The organism is Microvirga zambiensis WSM3693 (assembly GCF_016735695.1).
Lineage (GTDB): Bacteria > Pseudomonadota > Alphaproteobacteria > Rhizobiales > Beijerinckiaceae > Microvirga > Microvirga zambiensis.
Window position 1 is genome coordinate 42,625 of sequence record NZ_JAERQD010000016.1, and the last position, 21,580, is coordinate 64,204.

15 protein-coding genes and 1 pseudogene are annotated in these 21,580 nt (G+C 62.3%); 13 read left to right on the top strand and 3 right to left on the bottom strand.

Annotated features, from left to right (window positions below; genetic code table 11):
- Positions 1–3: 3 nt before the first annotated feature.
- From JKL46_RS14050 to JKL46_RS14095, 10 genes are all read left to right on the top strand, one after another.
- On the top strand, positions 4–1,773 hold the full coding sequence (locus JKL46_RS14050) for an ABC transporter permease (RefSeq protein WP_201833771.1): 1,770 nt from the start codon (positions 4–6) through the stop codon (positions 1,771–1,773).
- Positions 1,774–1,808: 35 nt separating this feature from the next.
- Complete coding sequence (locus tag JKL46_RS14055) at positions 1,809–2,888, top strand: ABC transporter ATP-binding protein (protein WP_201833942.1); 1,080 nt, start codon at positions 1,809–1,811, stop codon at positions 2,886–2,888.
- Positions 2,885–3,466: a histidine phosphatase family protein gene (locus JKL46_RS14060; protein WP_201833773.1), complete on the top strand. Its 582-nt coding sequence runs from the start codon at positions 2,885–2,887 to the stop codon at positions 3,464–3,466. Before JKL46_RS14055 ends, JKL46_RS14060 begins: the two co-directional genes overlap by 4 nt.
- A gap of 180 nt (positions 3,467–3,646) precedes the next feature.
- Positions 3,647–4,693, top strand: a complete 1,047-nt coding sequence (locus tag JKL46_RS14065; RefSeq protein WP_246529312.1) for a LacI family DNA-binding transcriptional regulator — start codon at positions 3,647–3,649, stop codon at positions 4,691–4,693.
- Positions 4,694–4,895: 202 nt separating this feature from the next.
- The gene (locus JKL46_RS14070; protein WP_201833777.1) at positions 4,896–6,731 is read left to right on the top strand and encodes an ABC transporter permease; all 1,836 of its coding nucleotides are present in this window, start codon (positions 4,896–4,898) and stop codon (positions 6,729–6,731) included.
- Between the two features lie 43 nt (positions 6,732–6,774).
- The gene (locus JKL46_RS14075) at positions 6,775–8,013 is read left to right on the top strand and encodes an ABC transporter substrate-binding protein (protein ID WP_201833779.1); all 1,239 of its coding nucleotides are present in this window, start codon (positions 6,775–6,777) and stop codon (positions 8,011–8,013) included.
- A 35-nt stretch (positions 8,014–8,048) separates the two neighbouring features.
- Positions 8,049–9,176, top strand: coding sequence for an ABC transporter ATP-binding protein (locus JKL46_RS14080; protein ID WP_201833781.1), 1,128 nt, complete (start codon positions 8,049–8,051; stop codon positions 9,174–9,176).
- A gap of 95 nt (positions 9,177–9,271) precedes the next feature.
- Positions 9,272–9,895, top strand: coding sequence for a protein-tyrosine phosphatase family protein (locus JKL46_RS14085; RefSeq protein WP_201833783.1), 624 nt, complete (start codon positions 9,272–9,274; stop codon positions 9,893–9,895).
- Positions 9,896–9,910: 15 nt separating this feature from the next.
- On the top strand, positions 9,911–10,741 hold the full coding sequence (locus JKL46_RS14090) for an inositol monophosphatase family protein (RefSeq protein WP_201833785.1): 831 nt from the start codon (positions 9,911–9,913) through the stop codon (positions 10,739–10,741).
- Positions 10,742–10,748: 7 nt separating this feature from the next.
- On the top strand, positions 10,749–11,570 hold the full coding sequence (locus JKL46_RS14095; RefSeq protein ID WP_201833787.1) for an inositol monophosphatase family protein: 822 nt from the start codon (positions 10,749–10,751) through the stop codon (positions 11,568–11,570).
- A gap of 162 nt (positions 11,571–11,732) precedes the next feature.
- Here the strand turns inward: JKL46_RS14095 and JKL46_RS14100 are convergent.
- Positions 11,733–12,017 (bottom strand): annotated as a pseudogene (locus JKL46_RS14100) (transposase); the annotation flags it as partial.
- Between the two features lie 199 nt (positions 12,018–12,216).
- Here JKL46_RS14100 and JKL46_RS14105 point away from each other — a divergent pair.
- From JKL46_RS14105 to JKL46_RS14115, 3 genes are all read left to right on the top strand, one after another.
- Positions 12,217–13,323, top strand: a complete 1,107-nt coding sequence (locus JKL46_RS14105; RefSeq protein WP_201833791.1) for an efflux RND transporter periplasmic adaptor subunit — start codon at positions 12,217–12,219, stop codon at positions 13,321–13,323.
- Between the two features lie 3 nt (positions 13,324–13,326).
- Positions 13,327–16,479 (top strand): efflux RND transporter permease subunit, encoded by a 3,153-nt coding sequence (locus tag JKL46_RS14110; protein ID WP_201833793.1) that lies wholly within the window; start codon positions 13,327–13,329, stop codon positions 16,477–16,479.
- A gap of 545 nt (positions 16,480–17,024) precedes the next feature.
- A complete protein-coding gene (locus JKL46_RS14115) occupies positions 17,025–17,297 on the top strand; it encodes a hypothetical protein (protein ID WP_201833795.1) in 273 nt (90 codons plus the stop codon).
- A 282-nt stretch (positions 17,298–17,579) separates the two neighbouring features.
- On the opposite strand, the gene JKL46_RS14120 is transcribed toward JKL46_RS14115, so the two are convergent.
- Both JKL46_RS14120 and JKL46_RS14125 read right to left on the bottom strand, forming a co-directional pair.
- Positions 17,580–17,984 carry a response regulator gene (locus JKL46_RS14120; protein ID WP_201833797.1) on the bottom strand — a complete coding sequence of 135 codons (405 nt, stop codon included), beginning with the start codon at positions 17,982–17,984 and terminating at the stop codon, positions 17,580–17,582.
- Positions 17,956–21,540, bottom strand: coding sequence for a CheR family methyltransferase (locus JKL46_RS14125; protein WP_201833799.1), 3,585 nt, complete (start codon positions 21,538–21,540; stop codon positions 17,956–17,958). Before JKL46_RS14125 ends, JKL46_RS14120 begins: the two co-directional genes overlap by 29 nt.
- Positions 21,541–21,580: the final 40 nt, after the last annotated feature.

A 21,580-nucleotide genomic window follows, 5' to 3' on the forward strand; every position in this document is an offset into this window, starting at 1 on the left:
GGCATGACAGCTTTGACTTGGCCGGTCGCTTCAGGCTGGCGACGGGGAATGTCCCCGACCCTGATGCTCGGCCTTGCACTCTGTGCCATTCTTGCCGTTCTCGTTGCCGCTCCCCTGCTTACCGTCGCGCTGGCGACGGTAAGCGAGGGAAGGGGGCTTAGCGTCTGGCAGCAGGTCTTCGCCGGCCGCATCGCACAGAACTTCCTATGGTCGCCGCTTGCCAACACGATGGTCATCGGGGTTCTCGTGGCTCTGGGCACCATTGCCGTCGGCGGCTTTCTAGCCTGGCTCGTCGTTCTGACTGACGTGCCTTTCCGGCGCACGATCGGCGTGTTGGCGACGCTTCCCTACATGATCCCAAGCTTTGCGGCTGCCTTCGCTTGGGGCGTCATCTTCCGCAATGAACGGGTTGGCGGTCAGGTGGGCGTGCTGGCCGAACTGGGGATCGCCGTTCCGGATTGGCTCGCTTGGGGTATGACGCCCACGCTCCTGGTGCTGATCGCGCATTATTACTCGCTTGCCTTTCTGCTCATCGCCGCAGCCCTTGCCTCCGTGAATGCCGACCTCATCGAAGCCGGAACCATGACGGGAGCGCGTCCGTCCCGCATCCTGATCGGCATCACGCTGCCGGTGGTCATCCCGGCCATCCTGTCGGCAGGCTCCCTGGCCTTCGCGGGCGCTGTCTCGAATTTCGCGGCACCGGCTATCCTTGGGCTTCCGGTGGGCATGCATACGCTGTCGACACGCCTGTACGGTGCGATCTCCACCGGTCAGGTGGAACGGGGCTATGTGCTGGCCATCGTGCTGATCGCCGTCGCGGCGCTCGTGCTCTGGGCATCGAACCGTGTGATGGCCGGTCGACGGTCGTTCGCGACGATTTCGGGTAAAGGCGGGCGCAAGCGGCGCTTTACTCTGGGGCCGTGGCGCTGGCCGTTGCTGGCGTTTGCCGCTCTGATCCTCGCGCTGACGACCTTGATGCCGCTTCTGGCTCTGCTGGTATCGAGCCTGACACTTCGCACCGGCGACATTTTCTCAGGCTACACGCTGCATTTCTGGATCGGCGGTTCCGATCCCGCCTATGCTCAGGGTCAGGCCGGGATCCTGCGCAACCCCGAGACCCTGAGCGCCATCGGAATGACGCTGGCCTTTGCCGCATCGGTTGCGGTGGTCTCGATGGTGCTCGGCTTGGCGATCGCCTATGGCATCACACGTCTGAAGCGGCATGCCATAGGCAGCCTGCTTAACCAGCTTGCCTTTCTGCCGGCACTCGTGCCGGGCATCGCCTTCGGCGCGGCCTATATCGCATTGTTCGGCGCCCCCATCGGACCGTTCCCGGCTCTTTACAGCACGTTCGCGCTCCTCGTCATCGCTGGGGCGGCCTACACGCTGCCCTTCACCGTCCAATCCGGGCGCGCTGCGATGGAGCAGGTGGCAGGCGAGTTGGAGGACTCGGCTCGCATGACGGGAGCCGGATTTCCGCGGCGGCTGCTGGCGATTTTTCTGCCGCTTACCGCGCGGTCCCTGATGGCGGGGGGAGTTCTCACCTTCGTCAAGATCCTGAGAGACCTGTCCCTTGTCGTGCTGCTGTTCACGCCGGCAACGCCTGTCTTGAGCGTCCTAGCCTACCGGTATGCCTCGGAAGGCTTCCTGCAGTTCGGCAATGCCATCACGGCGCTGATCACCGTCGTCGCGCTTGCGTCGACATTGCTGGCGCAGCGCCTGCAGGGCAAGGCAGAGCCGTGGCTCGACGAAGATCGTGGAGAGACTCGATGAACATTCATATTCGCGAGAGGCAAGAGGGTACGGACATGCCTCAAGCGCAGGTGCCAGCCATCGAGATCAGCCATCTCGAGCGCACCTATGGAACTTTCAAGGCTGTCTCGGACGTCAACATCACGGTTCCCCGCGGCTCGTTTCTCGTGCTGGTCGGACCGTCCGGCTGCGGCAAGAGCACGATGCTGCGCATGCTGGCGGGACTAGAGATACCGACCGGCGGATCGATCATATTCGAGGGGCGGGAGGTGGCCAGCGGTTCGCGCGGGATCATTCGAGGGCCTGCGGACCGCGACTGCGGCTTGGTGTTCCAATCCTACGCCTTGTGGCCGCACATGACAGTCGCGGCGAATGTCGAGTGGCCGCTGAAGGTGGCCAAATGGTCCGGCGTTGATCGCAAGGCGCGCGTCGCCGAGGTGTTGAAGCTCATGGCCATCGATCACCTGGCGGAGCGCTATCCGAACGAGATCTCAGGAGGCCAGCAGCAGCGCGTCGCCATCGCCCGAATGATCGCACCACGGCCCAAGATCCTTCTGTTCGACGAGCCGCTGTCGAATCTCGATGCGAAGCTGCGTGTCGAGATGCGGACGGAGCTGATGCGGGTGCATCGAGCGACGGGAGCGACAAGCGTCTATGTCACGCACGATCAGGTCGAGGCCCTGACCATGGCGACCCATGTCGCCGTGCTGAAGGATGGGCGCGTGGACCAGTTCGGCTCGCCGGACGAGCTGCTGCATAATCCACGGACCGCCTTCGTGGCCACCTTCATCGGTACGCCTCCGGCAAATCTGGTGCCGGTCACGGCTGTGGATGGCTCATGGTTCTTCGCTGGCGTCAGGCTCGGGCCTTCGCAAGATGCAGGATCCGCTCAGCTGATGTACCGGGCTGAGCGGCTCGGCGTGACTGACCACGGCGCGGAGAATGCAGTGCGGGCCGAGGTGGTCGAGTCCGTTCCATTGGCTGGACGCACGATGGTGACAGCGCTCGTGGGTGAGACAAGGCTGACGGCGGTCATCGATCGCATGCACCGCTTCGCCATCGGAGAGCCGATCGGCATTCGCCTGCCGTCCGAGCCGGACGGCGTATTCGATGAGAAAGGAATTCGGCGCTCATGAAGAGATTGGTTTTGGTGCGGCACGGCGAAACGGCGTGGAATGCGCGGCGCGTGCTGCAAGGCCAGGAGGACATCAGCCTGTCGCCACAGGGAGAGCGACAGGCCGCCGCGATCGCGCCGCTCGTGCGGGAGCTGGGTCCGCAGGCTGCCTATTCATCCGATCTGCGGCGCGCCCGGGAGACGGCGGGGGTTCTCGGTCTCGACCCGCTGGTGCTGGACCCGTCCTGGCGCGAGGCGAGCCTGGGGAATTGGGAGGGAAAGGCCAAGGCCGAACTCGATCCGGCCGAGTATCAGGCGTGGCGGGCCGCCCGGTTCGACCCGCCCGGCGCCGAGCCCTGGCAGGCGTTCAAGGAGCGGATCGGCAGGGCTCTTGATGCCCTTCCGGACGAGGGAACGACAGTGGTGGTGACCCATGGCGGCGCCATCCGAGCGGCGCTGTCGGTTCTGATCGGATTAGAGCCCGACCGCCTCATTCCCGTGGAGCCTGGAAGCCTGACGGTGTTGGATCTCAATGGAACGGCGAGGCTGAAGGCCTTCAATGTGACTGGCAGTCTCGCAACGCTGGACACACCCGACTAAGCAGCGATCCACTTCCTCCATTGGATGGGACCGCCCTATCAATGGGGGCCGAATCTCCCGAGCGCTTGCCTATGCTGAACACGTGTGCATAGATTTCTCTCGTCGGTTTCGAGGCACCCCAAATATTGGCCATCGAACGCAAACAGAGCATCAATGGACGCGGAGCAAGCCCCCGTAGACATGTCTTCAGGTCATGAAGACCATCTGAAACGTGACCGCACAGCGCGAAGCTTCGTCACGTCCGAGGACGTGGCGCGGCTCGCCGGTGTCTCCCGCTCGGCCGTTTCGCGTACCTTCACGCCCGGCGCCAGCGTCTCCGCCGATGTGAGGCATCGTGTCCAGGAAGCCGCCAAGACCCTTGGTTATCGGGTCAATCGCCTGGCCCGGAGTCTGATCAGCGACCAGTCCAATCTGGTCGGGGTCGTCGGCGCCAACTTGTCCTTGCCCTTCATGGCACGCCAGCTCGACGAGTTGAGCCGTGCGCTCCTCAGGCGCGGCATGCAATGCCTGCTCCTGAATGCCGCCGAGGCGGAGCAGGGGATCACGCCGCTGATCGAGCTCATCCTGGAGTTCCGTGTGCGGGCCATTGTCGTGATGTCCGGTTCGCCTCCCACGTCGATCATCGATGAGTGCATGGCCAATGGCGTGCGGGTGATCCTGGTCAATCGACAGGCGGACGACACTGAAGCGGATACGATCATCAGCGATGATATCGGCGGCGCCCGCATCGCGGCAGAGCGCCTTCTCCAAGCCGGCTGCCGGCGTATCGGTGTCGTCGGCAGCGGAGCCCAGACGCCCACCCAGATCCGTCGCCGCGGCACCTTCGTCGACTGGATTAAGGACGCTGGAATCGAACCGGCTGTCTGGGCCTCGGGCAACACTTTGTATGAGACCGGCGTCGAGGCGGCGAGGGGGCTGCTCGCCTCTCATGACCTCGATGGCGTTTTCTGTGTTACCGATCTCATGGCGCTGGGTTTCCTCGACGGTGCGCGCATGATGGGACGTCGCATTCCCGAGGATCTCTCGGTCATCGGCTTCGACGACATCCCGCAATCGGCATGGGCATCCTACCGCCTGACGACCGTGAGACAGTCGATGAGTGACCTCACCGGGTCCGTTCTCGCTGCCATCGAACGGGAAATGAGCGGCGAGGGCATGGCTCCCTTGGCGCACGAGGTTCTTCCCGTAGAGCTTGTCGAACGAGCGACTGTTCGTTCCACCGTCTGATCCGAAGACGACATTCTTATTCCGAAGACCTCTTGCAACCTTTGCACACGTGTGCAAATCTTTCGAAGCTTCGCCTCATGAGGGGACAGCTCAGCGATCTGACCGCCCTTCCGCCCAGTCGGACGAGAGCATCCGAATTGTCAGACGCGATTGGGGAAATGCTTTTCGGGCCGGCATTCGGCTCGTGGAAGGACATAGCGGAATGACGAGTTCGGCGGCACCGGCGCAGACCCCATCGAGCGTATCCTCGGCACGAGCCCTCGCAGGCCGCCTCTGGCATTCTTTCACCCAGCCCGAACGTCTTCTGGGTATCCTTCTCGCCATCGTGCTCGGCGCGCTGGTTCTCGTGCCGCTGTTCGAGCTGATCCGCGAGACCCTCACCGTTCAGCCCTATGATCGGGCCTATCTGCCCAAAGCGCAGCCGGGCGAGTTCACGCTGTTTCACTACGAGCGCGTCTTCGCCGGACGTCTCTCCTGGGCGATCTTCTACAAGCCGTTCTTCAACTCGCTGGTCACGGCCTTTGCCGCCACCATTATCTGCCTTGCTTTCGGCGCGGGCTTCGCTTGGCTGATCGTGCGCACGAACATCCCGTTCCGGAATTTCCTGCACACACTGGTGATGATCCCCTACATGCTTCCGTCCTGGGTGATGGCGCTCGCCTGGATCACGTTCTTCAAGAACGACCGTATCGGCGGGGCGTCCGGTGCGTTCGCCTATTTCTTCGGCGTGCAACCCCCGGACTGGATCGCCTATGGACCCATCCCGATCATCGTCTGCCTGTCGCTGCACTACTACGTCTATTCCTACCTCTCGGTGTCGAGCTCGATCACGAGCGTCGACAGCCAGCTCGAGGAGGCGGGGGCGATGGTTGGCCTCTCTCGCCTCAAGCAGTTCCTGTGGATCACCGCTCCGCTGCTGCTGCCCGCCATCGGTTCCGCGGTGGTGATGACCTTCATCCGCGTCGTCGGATCGTTCGGCACTCCCGCAGTACTCGGGATGCCGGTGCGCTATTACGTGCTGCCGACGCAGATCTATGCCGCGATGGGAACGCGCAATGCGGGCGACGGCTTCCTGCTGGCTCTGGTGCTCGTGGTTCTCGCCTGCCTGTTCATCTTCATCAACCAGCGCCTCATCGGCGTCCGCAAGAGCTTCGTGACACTCTCCGGCAAGGGTTTCCGCAGCAAGGAGATCGATCTCGGTCCCTGGCGCTGGCCGCTCTTCATTCTCGTCATGCTGCTCATGACGGCGGCGGTCGCATTCCCGCTGGTCCTGCTCGTCCTGCAATCCCTGATCAAGACCGCAGGCAATTACAGCCTCAGCAACCTGACCCTGCATTACTGGATCGGCGGGGGAGGCGAGGGCGTCGATCAGCTGCAGGCAGCTCTCGTCGACAACAGCAATATCATCGACGCCACCTGGAACAGCCTCAAGCTCGCGTTCCTCACGGCCATGACGACAGGCATCTTCGGCTTCCTCATCGGCTATGTGGTGGTCAGGACCCGCGGCTCGCTCACTTCGCGAGCGCTCGAGATGGTGGCCTTCCTGCCCTACATCTTTCCGGCTCTGGCCTTCGGCGCGATCTATATCGGCATGTTCGCCCGTCCCTTCGGGCCGATCCCCGCCCTTTACGGCACTTTCGCGCTGCTCGTGCTGATCTGCTCGGTCAAGACGCTGCCTTTCACATCGCGTACCGGCATTGCGGCTCTGCTGCAGATCGACAAGTCGCTGGAGGAGGCCGCTCGAGTCCAAGGCATCGGCTGGGTCCGCCGCATGATCCGGATCATCGTGCCCATCGCCGCCGGCGGGCTCCTCTCCGGCATGCTGCTGAGCTTCATCAGCATCATGCGCGAGCTGTCGCTCATCATTCTGCTCGTCACGCCTTCGACCAACGTGCTCGCAGGCGTCATCTACAACTACCAGAACCAGGATATGCCTCAGCTCGTCGGCGTCGCGACCGTACTGCTCGTCGCCATCGTGATTGCGGTCAACCTGGTCGTTCGTGCCTTGTCAACGAAGGCGAGGGTCGGAGCGGTCTGACCGGTCCGTCCCAATCGACATAACGAGAAGGAGGAAGCCCATCATGAAACCGACATTTCGCAGCGCAAAAGCCTGGCTCGCGGCTGGCGCCCTGACTCTCGCATTGGCGGCGCCGGCTCTGGCGCAGCAATCCGATCCCAAATGGGACGCCTGGCTGCAGAAGAGCCAGCTCGGCCCCTACCAGAAGAACGAGAAATGGGACGAGGTGGTCGCCAACGCGAAGAAGGAGGGCGAGGTCGTCGTCTATTCTTCCTCCGGCACGATGCTGAAGGTGGCCGAGGACTTCGCGAAATTCTATCCGGAGATCAAGGTCAAGGCCTACGATCTCGGTTCCGAGAAGACCATCGAGAAGGTCGTGCGCGAGCACCAGGCCGGCGTTTATGCTGCCGACGTGGTCTATTCGGGCGGTACCGAGCAGATGGTGTTCGACCTGCTTCCCAACCACCGCGTCGTCAATTATGTGCCGTCCTATTTGACCGATAAGATCCCGGCCGAGCATCGCGAGCCGCTTCTGACGCACGTGATCGAGGCCTATGGCGTTTTCTACAACGCGGAGGCCCATCCGCAGCCGCCGATCAAGACCATCTGGGAGTTGACGGAGCCGCAATGGAAGGGCCGCTTCTCCATGAAGTCGCCCGCCGGTTCGCTTACGACACTGATGATGCTGGCTGCCATCGTCGAGCATTCCGACGAGTTGCAGAAGGCCTATGAGCAGCACTATGGCAAGAAGCTCCAACTCTCGTCGGGCGTCGAGAACGCGGGCTACGAGTTCCTGCACCGTTTGATCGGCAACGACATCGTGATCTCCGACAACAGCTCGAAGATCGCGACCGCCGTCGGTCTCCGCGGCCAGGCCAAGCCTCCGATGGCATTCTCGGTCATCCACTATCTGACCAAGAACCAGAGCGACAATTACGCGAACGCGGTTCCCTACGATCTGACGCCATCGGCCCTGTTCTCGTATCCGACCTATGTGACGGTCGCCGGACAGGCTCCGCATCCGAACGCTGCGAAGCTCTTCGTGGCCTTCCTGATGGGCAGCAAGGATCTGAACAGCAATTCGGAACTCAAGGCGCCGTTCCGGTCTGGGAAGTCCCTGGAGCTTCTGCAGGGCATGGCGGCCTTCTACCAGGTCGGCACCTTCTCGCCGCGCACCGACGTTCCGCCGCCGCCCTACAGCGAGATGTGGCCCAAGGCCAAGAAGCTCACCGCATCGCCTGAATTCGTGAAGGACAACATCGCGAAGATCAGCGACTTCTGGATGGCCGAGACGAGCCGATAACCCGACCTGATTGGCTTCCGCACGAGAGAGTGCCCATGTCTGAAATCACCCTCAGAAACATCACCAAGTCGTACGGAAGCCATCTGGCCCTTCCGAGCCTCGACCTCGACATTCCGAAGGGCAGCTTCGTGACCCTTCTCGGGCCGTCGGGCTGCGGCAAGACCACGACCTTGCGCGTTATCGCCGGCCTTGAGCAGGCGACGACGGGCGAGGTCGTGCTTGGCGGGAAGACGGTTTATTCCAGCGGAACGGGCGTCTTTGTTTCGCCCGAGCGACGCGGACTCGGCTTCATCTTCCAAAGCTATGCCCTGTGGCCCAACATGAAGGTCGACCGCAACATCACCCTGGCGTTGTCGGAAGCAAAGCAGCCGGCACAGGTGATTAAGGAGCGCCTTGCTGAGGCGCTCGCGAAGGTCCAATTGACCGGACTTGCAGATCGCTATCCATCCGAACTCTCGGGCGGTCAGCAGCAGCGTGTGGCCGTGGCCCGCCTGATCGCGGCACGCAACTCGATCCTGCTCATGGACGAGCCGCTATCCAACCTCGATGCGAAGCTGAGAACGGAGATGCGGACCGAACTGAAGCGCCTCCACCGCGAGCTGCAGGCCACGACGGTCTACGTTACGCATGACCAGGTCGAGGCGCTGACCATGTCGGACATCATCGTGGTGATGAAGGATGGCGTCATCCAGCAGCAGGGCTCGCCCTACGAAATCTATCACAACCCGGCCAACCTCTTCGTTGCCGAGTTCATCGGTGATCCGAGAATCAACCTTCTTGACGGAGTTCTTAAGACAGTCGGAAGCGAACGGGTTGTCAGCTTCGACAACACAGACATTCCCGTTCCTGCAAGATTGCAGGACGCGGATGGCCCGGTAACCTTCGCCATTCGCCCGGAAAACATCGCGATCGTCGAACGGCAGGGGCCGCATAGTCTTCCGGCCGAGGTCGACATCGTCCAACCGACCGGATCGCAGACGATCATCTCGCTCTCGGTCAAGGGACACCGGATCACGGCTCTCATCCCGCGCTTTGAAACCTCTCTGCCGAAAAAGAACATCTGGATCGAGTTTACAGCCGACCAGCTCACTTTCTTCGATAAAGCCAACGGGAAGCTCATCCCGTTGGAACAGCCTGTTCTCGGAGCCTCCCACGCGGCCTGATGGGAGCCCGGCGAAGGGAAGGCGAGAAATACGATAACTCCGCGGCCGGCCGATCGGTCTGACGCGGCGATATGATGATGAATTCAGGATTTGAGATGGCAACCCAATTCAACTTTCCCCGTCCTCCGATGAGCCTGATCGTCGACGATCTTCCGCCATTCGGCGTCAAGCTCTATGTCGGGGACGCGAATGCGGCCTCGGATAGGGAGATGCTCGAGAGCAACGACATCGCCATCGTGGTGAACTGCGCTGTCAATCTCGATATCGACTACACAGCCGGCGTCGGAGCATCGGACATCGCCTCGCCGCACGGACCGGTTCGGAACTACAAGCTGGGTCTCATCGACGATGCGGGCAATCCGGACACGATGCTGCTCGCCGGGTACTACCTGCTCGACGGCGCCCTGCATCAGCAGCTGCCCGACCGCTACACCTATCCGCATCGCCGCCGCGGCAATGTCCTGCTGCATTGCCGCGGAGGTCGCAGCCGATCCGTGATCCTCGCGGCCTTGTACATCCACATCCAATTGCCTGACCGCTTCCCGAGTCTCGATGCGGCCATCGATCATCTGCGCATCACGCGCGAGCTCCACCCCGACGAATGGATGGAGACGCCAAAGCCTATGCTGATCGAGGCCGCGCGCCATGCCGCTGCTTGGATCCGGCGGATCGAGCGTGAGAAGCATCCGGCGCAACAGCCCGTTTCCTCAAGCCAGTAAGCAGGATCAAGCTTCATGCACGTCTCCACCATTGCCAGGGCCGCGGACCCCGCCACTTTGCCCGCAGCTGAGAAATCCGACCTCAGACTCTCCGTTGCATGCGCAGTGGCGCGCGAGGCGGGCGCCTTGGCTCGCCGCCGGTTCGACGGGCGACCTGGCACGACGGGCATCAACCTCAAGGGCAATCAGGACTATCTCTCGGCCGTCGATGCCGAGGTGGAGGGCCTGTTGCGCAGGCGCCTGCTCGAGAGCTTCCCGGAGGATTCCTTCTTCGGCGAAGAGGGCGGCGGATCGTTCGACAACGACGTCTGGGTGGTGGATCCGATCGACGGCACGGCAAATTTCGTGCGCGGGATCTCGCAGTTCTGCATCTCCATTGCCTATGTCCGCGACGGCCGGACCCAGATCGGGATCATCTACGATCCGATGCAGGACGAGCTATTCGCGGCGGAGCGTGGGAAGGGCGCGACCCTGAACGGCGAGCCGATCCGTGTCAGCGGACTAAGCGATATGCACTCTGCCACCATCGAGGCAGGCTGGTCGACTAGGCTGCCACTCAGCCAGTATGTCGAGATGGTGGACCGGATCCTGGCTGATGGAGCCGGAGTCCGCCGTGGCGGATCGGGTGCTCTCGCCCTGGCCTATGTGTCCGTGGGACGGATTGACGGCTACTGCGAGCTGCACATGAACTCGTGGGATGCTTTGGCCGGGCTGCTGTTGATCGAGGAGGCGGGCGGCTGGGTGAACGACTTTCTCGCGAATGCGGGACTGCGCGAAGGCAATATCGTGCTCGGCTGCACGCCCGGTCTGAAGAACTCGCTCGTGCGATTGACGGGAATAAGCTGAGCTCCACATGCCACTCTCAACCCATGATATCGAAGCGGTGGATCAGCTCCTCCGCGAAGCGGCGCGGGCCGAGATCATGCCTCGCTTCCGAAATCTGTCCGATCGTGAGGTTCGGCAAAAATCCTCGGCTATGGACCTTGTGACGGATGCGGATGAGGCCGCCGAGCGGATGATTGCCAGAGGGTTGAGGCAGATCTTTCCGCGCGCCGTCCTGATTGGCGAGGAAGCCACTGAGCGGGATCCGACCTTGCTGAACAAACTGGCGGATGCCGATCTGGCTTTCCTGATCGATCCGGTCGACGGCACAAAGAATTTTGCCTCAGGTCTTCCACTGTTCGGGGTGATGGTGGCCGCGGTGATGAGAGGGGAAGTCGTTGCCGGTTGGATTCACGATCCGGTTGGAAACGATACCGCAGTGGCTGTTCGTGGAGAAGGAGCCTGGATCGAACGACCTGGCAACAGACGCGTCGACCTTCGGATCGCAGCCCCCGCTCCGATTCATGGTATGGCGGGGTGCGCTTCCCTGCATCATATGCCTTTGCCCTTGCGCTCAAATGTGGCTGCGAACCTCGCCGGCTTCGGCGCCGTTGCATGCTATCGCTGCGCGGCGCACGAATATCGAATGGCGGCTGCCGGACACTGCCATTTCCTCGTGTATTCGAAGCTGATGCCCTGGGATCACGCGGCAGGCTGGCTGCTCCATCGTGAGGCCGGTGGTTACTCCGCACGGTTTGACGGATCCTCCTATCAGCCGACCCTCCGAGAGGGCGGCATCATTTGCGCTCCCGATGCGGAAAGCTGGAAGATCATACGCGAGATGCTGTTCTGACCTTCTGCGATTTCATCCCTGGCGCCGCGTCGGACGAACGACGCGTGCACTAACGTCTCGTTCTGGCAGATTGCGTCGAGGAAGTCGGCGTCCAGACCGGCTAGGACAGCGACAAAGCTCGCTTCGTTGACGTTGGGTCCGAGGTGAGCCTTTCAGATCTTCTCAGGCTCCTTGGGTCATCTGAGGCCCTAATGAAGTGACCAGCTTGGCGAGCTTTCTCAGGTTATGGGCAGTGGCCGCCAACAGGAACTCGTCGTGAGCGCCGCATGGACCTCGCAGCCGCAGGCGTCCCATCTTCAGAATTCGCTTGATATGGGCAAACAGCCTCTCGATGCGCTTGCGATCTTGCCGTGACCGCCCGAAGGCCGACGTGCCTCTCAATGAGCGTGCGACCTCGCGGGGATGCTCGTAGATGCCGCGTGGGGTCTTACGGGCCGGCGGGCTAGGAAGCTTCAGAGTTTGACCCGTTACTGACATTCGTCCGTCTGGACGGAGCCCTCGGCTGACCGTGGCCCGAATTCTGCCCGTCTCAGGTGTTAGCTTGATTGTCAGTGTTGGCATGACCTAACCTCGCCGGAGCCTCCCGTAGTCTCAACGGGAGTAGACGACCGGCGCAACGTTGATAGCGGCCGTGGGAGTGTGGTCCATGCGGATTCGGCTGGCCTTTCTGCTCATGCTCCTGACCCCGTGCATCGCTCTGGCTCAGGCCCCGCCCAAGCCTGCCGTGTCGTTCACGACCCTCGCTCTGAGCCCGATCACGGCAGGACTGAGCTTCACGGGCCGGGTCTCCGCCGTTGCCCGCGTCGATGTGCGGGCTCGCGTCACCGGCTATCTCGCGAGCGTGAACTTCCGCGAAGGTCAGGACGTCAAGGCCGGGGACCTGCTCTTCACGATCGAGCCCGACAGCTACGAGGCCCAGGTCGAACAGCGCAAGGCGGACCTTGCCGCGGCCCAGGCGAAGGCGGAGAACGCGACCGTCCAGCTCGCCCGCGCGGCCGAACTGCTGCCTCGGCAAACGATCTCGCAGGCTGTGTACGACGAGCGCCAGGCCCAGAAGCGCATCGCCGAGGCCGAGGTCCTCCAGGCTCAGGCGGCTCTCAGGCAGGCCGAGATCAACCTCGGCTATACCAGGATCCTTGCCTCGATCGATGGTCGCATCGGGCTGTCGGCGTTCCAGGTCGGGGCTCTCGTCGGCCCCGATGCCGGAGCGCTCGCGACCATCGTCAGCCAGGACCCGATCCATGTGCTGTTCCCCGTGAGCCAGCGGCAGATCCTGGCGATCAGGCGCCGCCTCGAGGAGCGGGGCGAGAAGGCCGAACAGGGTGTCGTCCGGCTCCAGCTCTCCGACGGCTCGATCTACGACCAGACCGGCACCATCAATTTCGGCGACGTCTCGGTCGACCGTTCGACCGATACCCTGACGATCAGGGCCGTCTTTCCCAACACGGACAGACTGCTCGTGGACGGCCAGTATGTGCGCGTGCGGGTCGAGGGTCCCAATCCAGACCAGGTCATTCTCGTTCCCCAGAGATCGCTGCTCAACGATCAGGCCGGATCCTACGTCTACGTGGTCGGACCGGACTCGAAGGTCCAGACCAGACGCCTAAAGGCGGGTCCCGTCCAGGGCCCGGATGTCGTCGTTCTCGAGGGCTTGCAGGTCGGCGACCGCGTCGTCGTGGACGGAATCCAGAAGATCCGTCCCGGCATGGAGGTCGATGCGGCGGAGATTCCGGCTGTCGGGTCCAAGGGATAAGCCATGCTGTCAGCGATCTTCGTCGACCGCCCGCGCCTCGCCATCGTCATTTCGATCGTCATCACACTGGCAGGCCTCATCGCGATCACGCGAATCCCGATCGCCCAGTTCCCCGATATCGTACCGCCGCAGGTCAGCGTCACCGCCCGCTATCCCGGCGCCAGCGCCGATGTCGTCGAGACCACCATCGCGCAGCCGATCGAGTCGCAGGTCAACGGCGTCGACAACATGCTCTACATGCGGTCCGTGAGCGGCAACGACGGCAGCTATACCCTCAACGTCTATTTCACTGTGGGAACGAACCCGGACATCAACACAGTCAACGTCCAGAACCGCGTCAGCCTCGCCGAGCCGAAGATCCCGTCCGACGTGCGGCAGCAGGGGCTCACAGTGAAGAAACAGTCGCCCGCACTGCTCCAGATGATCGCGCTGTATTCGCCGGACGGGCAGCGGGATGCCCTGTTCCTGGCAAATTACGGCATCATCAACATCATCGATACGATCGCCCGCGTCCCCGGTGTCGGGCAGGCCCTTCTGTACGGCTCCGAGAACTACAGCATGCGGATCTGGTTTCAGACCGACGTGCTGACGAGCCTCGGCCTTGCGCCGAGCGATGTCGTCAAGGCGATCCAGAGCCAGAATGTCCAGGCAGCGGTGGGACGGCTCGGCGGGCCGCCTATGCCCGACGATCAGCAGCTTCAGCTCCCGCTTCAGACGCAAGGGCGACTGAGCACGCCGGCGGAGTTCGAGAACATCATCATCCGGTCCAATCCGGACGGCTCCGTGGTCAGGGTGCGCGATGTCGCCCGCGTCGAGCTCGGAGCACAGTCGAGCGACACGACGGGACGATTCAATGGCGGGCCCGCCGCCAATATCGGCATCTTCCAGGCGCCGGGCTCGAATGCGGTCGCGACCACCGCCCAGATCCGCGCTACGCTGGAGCGCCTCAAGGCCCGCTTTCCGGAAGGGGTCGACTACAAGATCACCTACGACACGACGGTCTTCGTCACGGACACCATCCACGAGGTCGTCCGCACCCTCGGCGAGGCCTTCGTCCTGGTCGTGCTGGTGGTGTTCCTGTTCCTCGGCAACTTCCGCGCCACGATCATTCCGATGATCGCCGTGCCGGTGTCGCTCATCGGCACCTTCTCCGTCCTTCTGGCGCTCGGCTTCAGCGCCAACACCATCTCCCTTCTCGCCATGGTCCTGGCGATCGGGATCGTGGTGGACGATGCGATCGTCGTGGTCGAGAACGTCGAGCACGTGATGGAGCATACCGGATTGCCCGCGCCGGAGGCGACGAAGATCGCGATGGGCCAGATCACGGCGCCCATCATCGCGATCACGCTGGTGCTGTTGTCGGTGTTCGTGCCGGTCGGATTCATTCCGGGGATTACCGGACAGCTGTATCAGCAGTTCGCCGTGACCGTCTCGGTCGCCATGCTGATCTCGGCTCTCAACGCCCTGACCTTGAGCCCCGCCCTCTGTTCGATCCTGCTCAAGCCGCGCACCGGGCAGGGCGGGATCATGGGATATATATCGAGGGGTATCGACCGCGTGCGCGACGTCTATGGCAGTTCAGTGGCCGTCCTGACCCGTCGGGCGTTCCTGGGCATTGCCTTCGTGGCGATCGCCGGCCTCGCGGTCTATTTCTTCGGATCGCGAACGCCCACGGGCTTTCTGCCCGAAGAGGACCAGGGCGCATTCTTCGTCGAGGTCCGGTTGCCCGACGGATCGACGGTCGGACGCACGACCGCTGCGACGGAACAGGTCGAGCAGATCATCAAGACGACGCCCGCCGTGTCGGATGTCACGACCATCATCGGCTACTCCCTCCTCAACGGCCTGGCGCAGTCGAACAGTGCCTTCATGATCGTTCTGCTGAAGCCCTTCGGCGAGCGCACCGAGCCATCGATGCAGGTCGGAGCGCTGATCGATCACGTCCGCCGGGAAACGCTCGGGATCAGGGAAGCCCTCGTCCTTCCCTTCAACTTGCCCGCGATCATCGGATTGAGCACGGCGGGAGGCTTCGAATACCAGCTTCAGGACTTTCAGGGTCGCACGCCGCAGGAACTCGCCGCCACCATGCGCGGCCTCCTGGCGACCGCGAACCAGCAGCCGGAACTGAGCAACGTGTTCAGCACGTTCTCGACGGACAACCCGCAGCTCTTCCTCAATATCGACCGCGAGAAGGCGCAGACCCTGGGCGTTCTCCCGAGCGATATCTTCCAGGCGCTCCAGGCGACCCTCGGCGGATTGTACGTCAACGACTTCAACGTGTTCGGACGCACGTGGCAGGTCATCATCCAGGGCGAAGCCGCAGACCGGAGGAATGTTGAGGATATCTATCGCATCAATGTGCGCAGCGCCTCGGGTGCAATGGTTCCGCTGCGGGCCCTCGCCGACGCCGAGCAGCATCTCGGACCGGCCGCGATCAACCGCTACAACAACTACCGGGCCGTCACCATCAACGGATCGGCGGCGCCGGGACGATCCTCGGGCGAGGCCATCGCCGCGATGGAGCGCATCTCCGCGACCCTGCCCGCAGGATACGGATACGAATGGTCGGGCACGGCCCTTCAGGAGAAGCAGGCGGCGGGCCAGACCGGCTTCATTCTCGCCCTCGCGGTCCTCTTCGCCTACCTCTTCCTGACCGGATTGTACGAGAGCTTCTCGATTCCGATCGGGGTGCTGCTGTCGGTCGTCGTCGGCCTGGCCGGCGCGATGTTCTTCCTGTGGCTGCTGGGTCGGCCGAACGACGTCTATGCGCAGATCGGCATCGTCGTTCTGATCGCTCTCGCCGCCAAGAACGCGATTCTGATCGTCGAGTTCGCCAAGGATCTGCGCGACAAGGGCACGCCGATCGAGGAGGCTGCGCTGGAAGGCGCGAGGCTGCGGTTCCGCGCCGTGATGATGACGAGCTTCGCGTTCATCCTGGGGCTGATCCCCCTGGTGATCGCGGAAGGAGCCGCGGCCCTGAGCCGGCGCGGGGTGGGAACCTCGGTCTTCGGAGGCATGCTTTTCGCCTCGCTGCTTGGGATCTTCGTCATTCCGCCTCTGTACGTGGTGGTGCAGCGGACCCGGGAACGGCTGCGGGGAACGCCCGCTCCCAAGGCGGCCTCCAAGCCAGACCCAGTTCCGAAAGCCGCGGAATGACTGCACCTGGCATTCGTAAGACGTAAGCATTTGGTCCGCTTCGGTGCTTACGAGCCGACGTTTGGTGGGCAGTTGGAAGGTGACAGGTTAACCCCACTCCAGACAATTAGAGTTAGCCAAACGTTGAAACGCCGGGGCGCCGCGTTCTCGAACGCTCGATCAGAAACTCGGGTCTCCTATGCTTCACGTTCGCCGAGGATTTGGACAGGAGTCACTGTCCGAGCTTGGCGCTCTTCCTCTTCAGCGAGCGCCTCCAGATGCATGGCGGTCTCAAGAAGCTGGGTGCGGGCATCGTTGATGGAGATTTGGCGGGCTAGGTCCCGGACCTCCTGAGCCTGCCGTCGGTATTCGGCTGCCTTATCGTAGCGAGGTGAATACATGGCCGTCCCAGGGCAGGGCAATAAAGTTATTAACGCACATCATAAGCCTAACGTTCGCCACCCCATAAGTCGTATAGTGCCTCTATCATCGGCAGATCCGAACCCGTAGGCGCCGGTGGCTGAGAGAGACGTGCGCTCCCGCCTGCAGGGCCGAGGAGTGTCGCCATGACCGACGCCCTCCAGCGAGAACGCGAAGACCTGATCGTGGCGGATCGACATCTTGCCGCGGGCGAGCAGCGCATCGCCGAGCAGATCGCCTTGATCCAGAAGATGAGCCGGGAAGGCTACGATACTGCTCTGGCCAGAGATCTGTTGCGGCTGCTGGAAGAAACCATGACGACTTGGCAGGAGCACCGCCAACTCATACTGAGCGCAATTGCCCGGCACGAACGCGCTCTTGCCCGTCCTCAGGCGGATCTTGGGCCAAGAGCGCGTTGACCCGCCCAAGCTCGTCAGGCGGGTGAGGCAGGAGTGGATCCAGTTCCGCCTGTCGCCGGATTTTGCCCTGGATTCGCTCAAGGGAATGGCGGAGTCCGAGCGACCATCAAGTCCGCAGTTGGGATCAAGGGATCCTCAATAGTCAGGACATCGATGTTCCATGAACAGTCTTGAAAAGGAAATTATTCAATAGAATCGGCGATGCCGTCCAGACATCAGTATCGGTATGCAATCGAGGCCATAGCGGGCTGCTGTCTTTCTGCGATCTGAGCTGATGAGCGTTCAGAGAATGCTGTTGCGGCGGGCGATCTCGGCGACCGCGTCGAGCAGTGCCTCCGGTCTGAACGGCTTCTCCAGGTGGGCTGCTCCCTTGAGAGCCTCTGCGATAGTCGTGTTCCGATAACCCGTTGTATAGATGAAGGGTACATTCCGCCTGTGAAGCGCCTCCGCGATAACGAGGCCGCTCTCGCCGCGCAAATTGATGTCCAATATAGCGCAAGTGAGGTCTTCATTCTCGGCGAGGGGCATGGCCTTCGCCAAGCTGGGCACTGGGCCGACGACTTCAGCTCCACATCGTTGAAGAACCTGGCAGAGATCATCCGCCAGGAAATACTCATCCTCGACCAGGAGCACCCGAAGGCCAGACAGGTCGGGCTTTTCAGCTCTCGCGCTGCCGGTCACGCTCATCTTGATGGTCCTCCATGCTGGAATGATCCCACCGTTGCGAAGCTTCCATTGTCCCGGTCTGCTCGTTGAGCGGCACCCTGATCATGCAGTGCACGCCGCCGGGCGTAAACTCCAATTCCGTTTCCGCATCCAGTTCATAACCGAGGGTCTGCTCGATCAGTTCAGAGCCGAAGCCTCGCCGTCGCGGCGCTGCACCGACGATGTGCACACCGCTTTCTCGCCACTCCAGCGTGAGCTTCCGGTCTCCATCGGACCCCTCCACTTTCCAGATCACGTCAATATGGCCGTTATCCTGTGACAGAGCACCATACTTGAGAGCATTGGTCGCCAATTCATGGATCGCCAGCCCGACGGCGTCGGCTGCCTTGGAGCGCAGGCGTACGGGAGGACCTTCGATATGAGCCTTTTTTTCATCCTGGATCGTGAGGGAGAGCAATTCTTCGCGGATGAACTCCTCCAGGTCGACACCCGCATCCGGAACGCGGGTCGCCATGGTCTGCGTGCGGGCAAAGGCATCGATGCGCCCTTCGAGATGCATGGCGTAATCCTCGATCGTATTGCTTGTCGCCGCCGTCCGTCGGGTGATGGAGCGAACCACGGCCAGCGTGTTACGGACCCGGTGCTGAAGCTCCGCCAGAAGCGTCTTGGTGTTGCGTTCGCTCTCGCGCAGGGCCTCTTCGGCCTGCCGTCGGTCCGAGATGTCGATGCAGGCGACCGAGCCGCCCGTGATGCGTCCTCTGGAGTCCTTGAGCGGGCTAACGCTCGTCAGCGCCCATACGCTGATTCCATCTGGTCGAACGTAGCGGGCGTCAAGGACAAACGGCTCGCCCGTGTAATGGAGATGTTCCAGAAGAGCCGCACTTCGATCAGCATCGTCGGGGTGGATGATCTCCCTCATAGCTCTCCCGATGAGAGCCTCGGCGCTGCTGCCGATCATGGCGCAGAACCGGTCGTTCACGTAGGTCAGCGTGCTGTCCCGCGTCTCGGCGATGCCGATCGTGGATTGGGTGACGATGGCACGAAACCGCTCCTCGCTCTCCCGGAGCGCTTGTTGAGCCTTCGTGAGCGGGGTCATATCGGTGAACGTAATCACCGTCCCGCCGATATAGTTGTCGACGCTGCGATAGGGTAGCACGCGAACCATGTAGCGCGTGCCCGATGACAGGTCCTCGACCTCCCGGTCGATGCTTCCCAGGGTCCGGGCAACGCGCCGTGCGTCCTCCTGCAGTTCATCATAGCCGACGCGCGATTTGATGTGGGCGATCAGGCGACCGATGTCGGTTTCGACGAGATGGAAAATTTCGGCCACGGCGGGCGTGTAGTTCATCACCCGCAGGTCGTTATCGAGGAAAATCGTGGCGATCTGCGTGCTTTCCAGCAGGTTCTTCAGGTCGCTGTTGGCGCGCCCCAGTTCTTGCACGCGATGGGCGAGTTCGCCATTGACGGTGGTCAGCTCTTCGTTGACGGATTGCAATTCCTCTTTCGAGGTTTCCAGTTCCTCGTTGGCGGATTGAAGCTCCTCATTGAGCGATTGGTATTCCTCGTTCGAGGATTTCAGCTCCTCGTTCGTGCTCTCGAGTTCCTCGATCGTGGCCTGAAGACGCTCACGGGTCACCCGCAACTCGGCCTCAAGCCGCTGCAGATGCTCATCCTGAAAGACCGTGTTCGACGTGTCGCGGCTGACTTCTTCAAGTCGGGCAGTGCTGTCCTTGAAGATGACGACATAGCCGGGTCTCGAGTTCGGCTGGTCACCCATGGGTTCAACCACGAGGTCAACGATCCGGTGGTTGCCGTTCGTCCCGAGGGAGAGGCCATCGACCTGCACAGGTTCGTGCTCCTCGGCAGCCTTCGTCAGCGCAGCGCGGAGGTCGAGGCGCAGATCGCTGTGGATCAGGTTCAGCAGATTGAGGCTAGCTGCGCCGCCGGCCGGCTCGATGTAGCGACCGCTTCTGCCCGAGAAGTGCAGGACGTCGAAGTTCTGATCGATCACAACATGAGCTGGGGCATAGCGCTCGGCGATGGTCTCCGCCTGGCGGGCAAGGTTGCCCTCGATCGGGCGTGGCCGAGACGGCAGAGCGTTCTCGGGCGGTCGTCGGTCTGCTGCCGTGAATGGGAAGTCCGGCATGACCCGGACCGATGTCTCAAGACGTTGGAAGATGCGAAAACCGCGATCGATCGGGGCGAAGAGCCTCGTGTGGCGTGAGATGTTCTCGGAGTTCCCCAGGAACAGGAAGCCGCCCGGACGCAGGGCGAAATGAAACAGCGGGATCACCCGGTCCTGAAGATCGCCGTTGAGATAGATCAGCAGGTTGCGACAGGAGATCAGGTCGAGGCGCGAGAAGGGTGCATCCTTGACCACGCTGTGCTGCGAGAAGATGCACATCTCCCGCAGTTCCTTTACCACGGAGTAGGTGTTGCCCTCCTTGACGAACCAGCGCGCCAGCCGTTCGGGCGTCACATCCTTGGTGATGGCTTCCGTATAGCGTCCCACCCTTGCCGTTGCGAGGGCGCGGCCGTCTATGTCGCTGGCGAATATCTGCACGTGAGGCACCGTGTCGAGCTTCGCCATGTGCTCTCGCAGGAGGATGCCGATGGAATAGGCCTCTTCGCCCGTAGAGCAGCCGAGCACCCAGACCCTCAGGTTGTCGTTGCGGGTCTTGCCTTCGAAGAGCTTGGGGATGACCTTCTCTTCAAGAAGTTCGAATTCCCGGCGATCCCGGAAGAACTGCGTGACCCCTATCAGGAGATCGTTGAAGAGATCCTGAGCCTCGTCAGTCTGCCCGCGCAGCACCTCCATGTAGCTTTCGATGGTGTCGGTCTGAACGACCTGCATCCGGCGCTGCACACGCCTGAGGAATGTGCCGGCCTTGTAGCCGTGAAAATCATGGCCGGTCTTGTTGCGCAGCACGGTGGCGATATTCGCAAGAGCTCCGGAGATCTCCTCCGCCGTATGACCGTCTCGCGCGGCTTCCCGATAGTTTTTGAGGTGCTGCTCGTAGAGGCGGATGCGTCCCGGAATCTGCTCGACGGGCAGAACGAAATCCGCGAGCGCGACCGGACTGGTGCTCGCGGCAAGGTTCTCCTGCGAAACCTCGCTAGTCTCCTCCGCCAAGGTGAGGCCACCAGCTTCTTTGAGCGCCGCAAAGCCGAGGATGCCGTCACCGCCCGTGCCGGATAGAATGACGCCGATAACATCCCTTTCCTGGTCGTGAGCGGCAGAGACCAGGAAACTGTCGATCGTGGCGCGCTCGCCTGGATTTTCTTGAGCCGCCCGGCTTCGGAAATGCCCGTCTTCAAGTGTCAGAATCGTATTTGGTGCAGGCCAGTAGATCTTGCCTCTTTCGAGAGGGGCACCCGCCGCGAGGGTAAGCTCGCGCCCGTGTTCCGCCAAAACCTGGCTGAAACGCTCCTCATCCAGGGCTTCGCGGTGCTGAAAGACCAGCACAACCGCGATGCCCTCGTCCAGTGACAGGTCGCTCAGGAGGCGCTCTACCGGCCGGCTGTGCGCCCCGGAGGCGCCGATGGCAACGATCAGACCCACGGAGGTCCCAGCCAAGCCGCCCCCTTGAGCGGCGTCGGAACTGGGTTTGTTGTTG

Bases quoted from the DNA above. Each gene is read 5' to 3' on its own strand.
- JKL46_RS14055 (WP_201833942.1), top strand. From the start codon at position 1,809: ATGCCTCAAGCGCAGGTGCCAGCCATCGAGATCAGCCATCTCGAGCGC.
- JKL46_RS14060 (WP_201833773.1), top strand. From the start codon at position 2,885: ATGAAGAGATTGGTTTTGGTGCGGCACGGCGAAACGGCGTGGAATGCG.
- JKL46_RS14110 (WP_201833793.1), top strand. From the start codon at position 13,327: ATGCTGTCAGCGATCTTCGTCGACCGCCCGCGCCTCGCCATCGTCATT.
- JKL46_RS14105 (WP_201833791.1), top strand. From the start codon at position 12,217: ATGCGGATTCGGCTGGCCTTTCTGCTCATGCTCCTGACCCCGTGCATC.
- JKL46_RS14120 (WP_201833797.1), bottom strand. From the start codon at position 17,984: ATGAGCGTGACCGGCAGCGCGAGAGCTGAAAAGCCCGACCTGTCTGGC.
- JKL46_RS14065 (WP_246529312.1), top strand. From the start codon at position 3,647: ATGTCTTCAGGTCATGAAGACCATCTGAAACGTGACCGCACAGCGCGA.
- JKL46_RS14050 (WP_201833771.1), top strand. From the start codon at position 4: ATGACAGCTTTGACTTGGCCGGTCGCTTCAGGCTGGCGACGGGGAATG.
- JKL46_RS14070 (WP_201833777.1), top strand. From the start codon at position 4,896: ATGACGAGTTCGGCGGCACCGGCGCAGACCCCATCGAGCGTATCCTCG.
- JKL46_RS14080 (WP_201833781.1), top strand. From the start codon at position 8,049: ATGTCTGAAATCACCCTCAGAAACATCACCAAGTCGTACGGAAGCCAT.
- JKL46_RS14075 (WP_201833779.1), top strand. From the start codon at position 6,775: ATGAAACCGACATTTCGCAGCGCAAAAGCCTGGCTCGCGGCTGGCGCC.
- JKL46_RS14095 (WP_201833787.1), top strand. From the start codon at position 10,749: ATGCCACTCTCAACCCATGATATCGAAGCGGTGGATCAGCTCCTCCGC.
- JKL46_RS14115 (WP_201833795.1), top strand. From the start codon at position 17,025: ATGACCGACGCCCTCCAGCGAGAACGCGAAGACCTGATCGTGGCGGAT.
- JKL46_RS14090 (WP_201833785.1), top strand. From the start codon at position 9,911: ATGCACGTCTCCACCATTGCCAGGGCCGCGGACCCCGCCACTTTGCCC.
- JKL46_RS14085 (WP_201833783.1), top strand. From the start codon at position 9,272: ATGGCAACCCAATTCAACTTTCCCCGTCCTCCGATGAGCCTGATCGTC.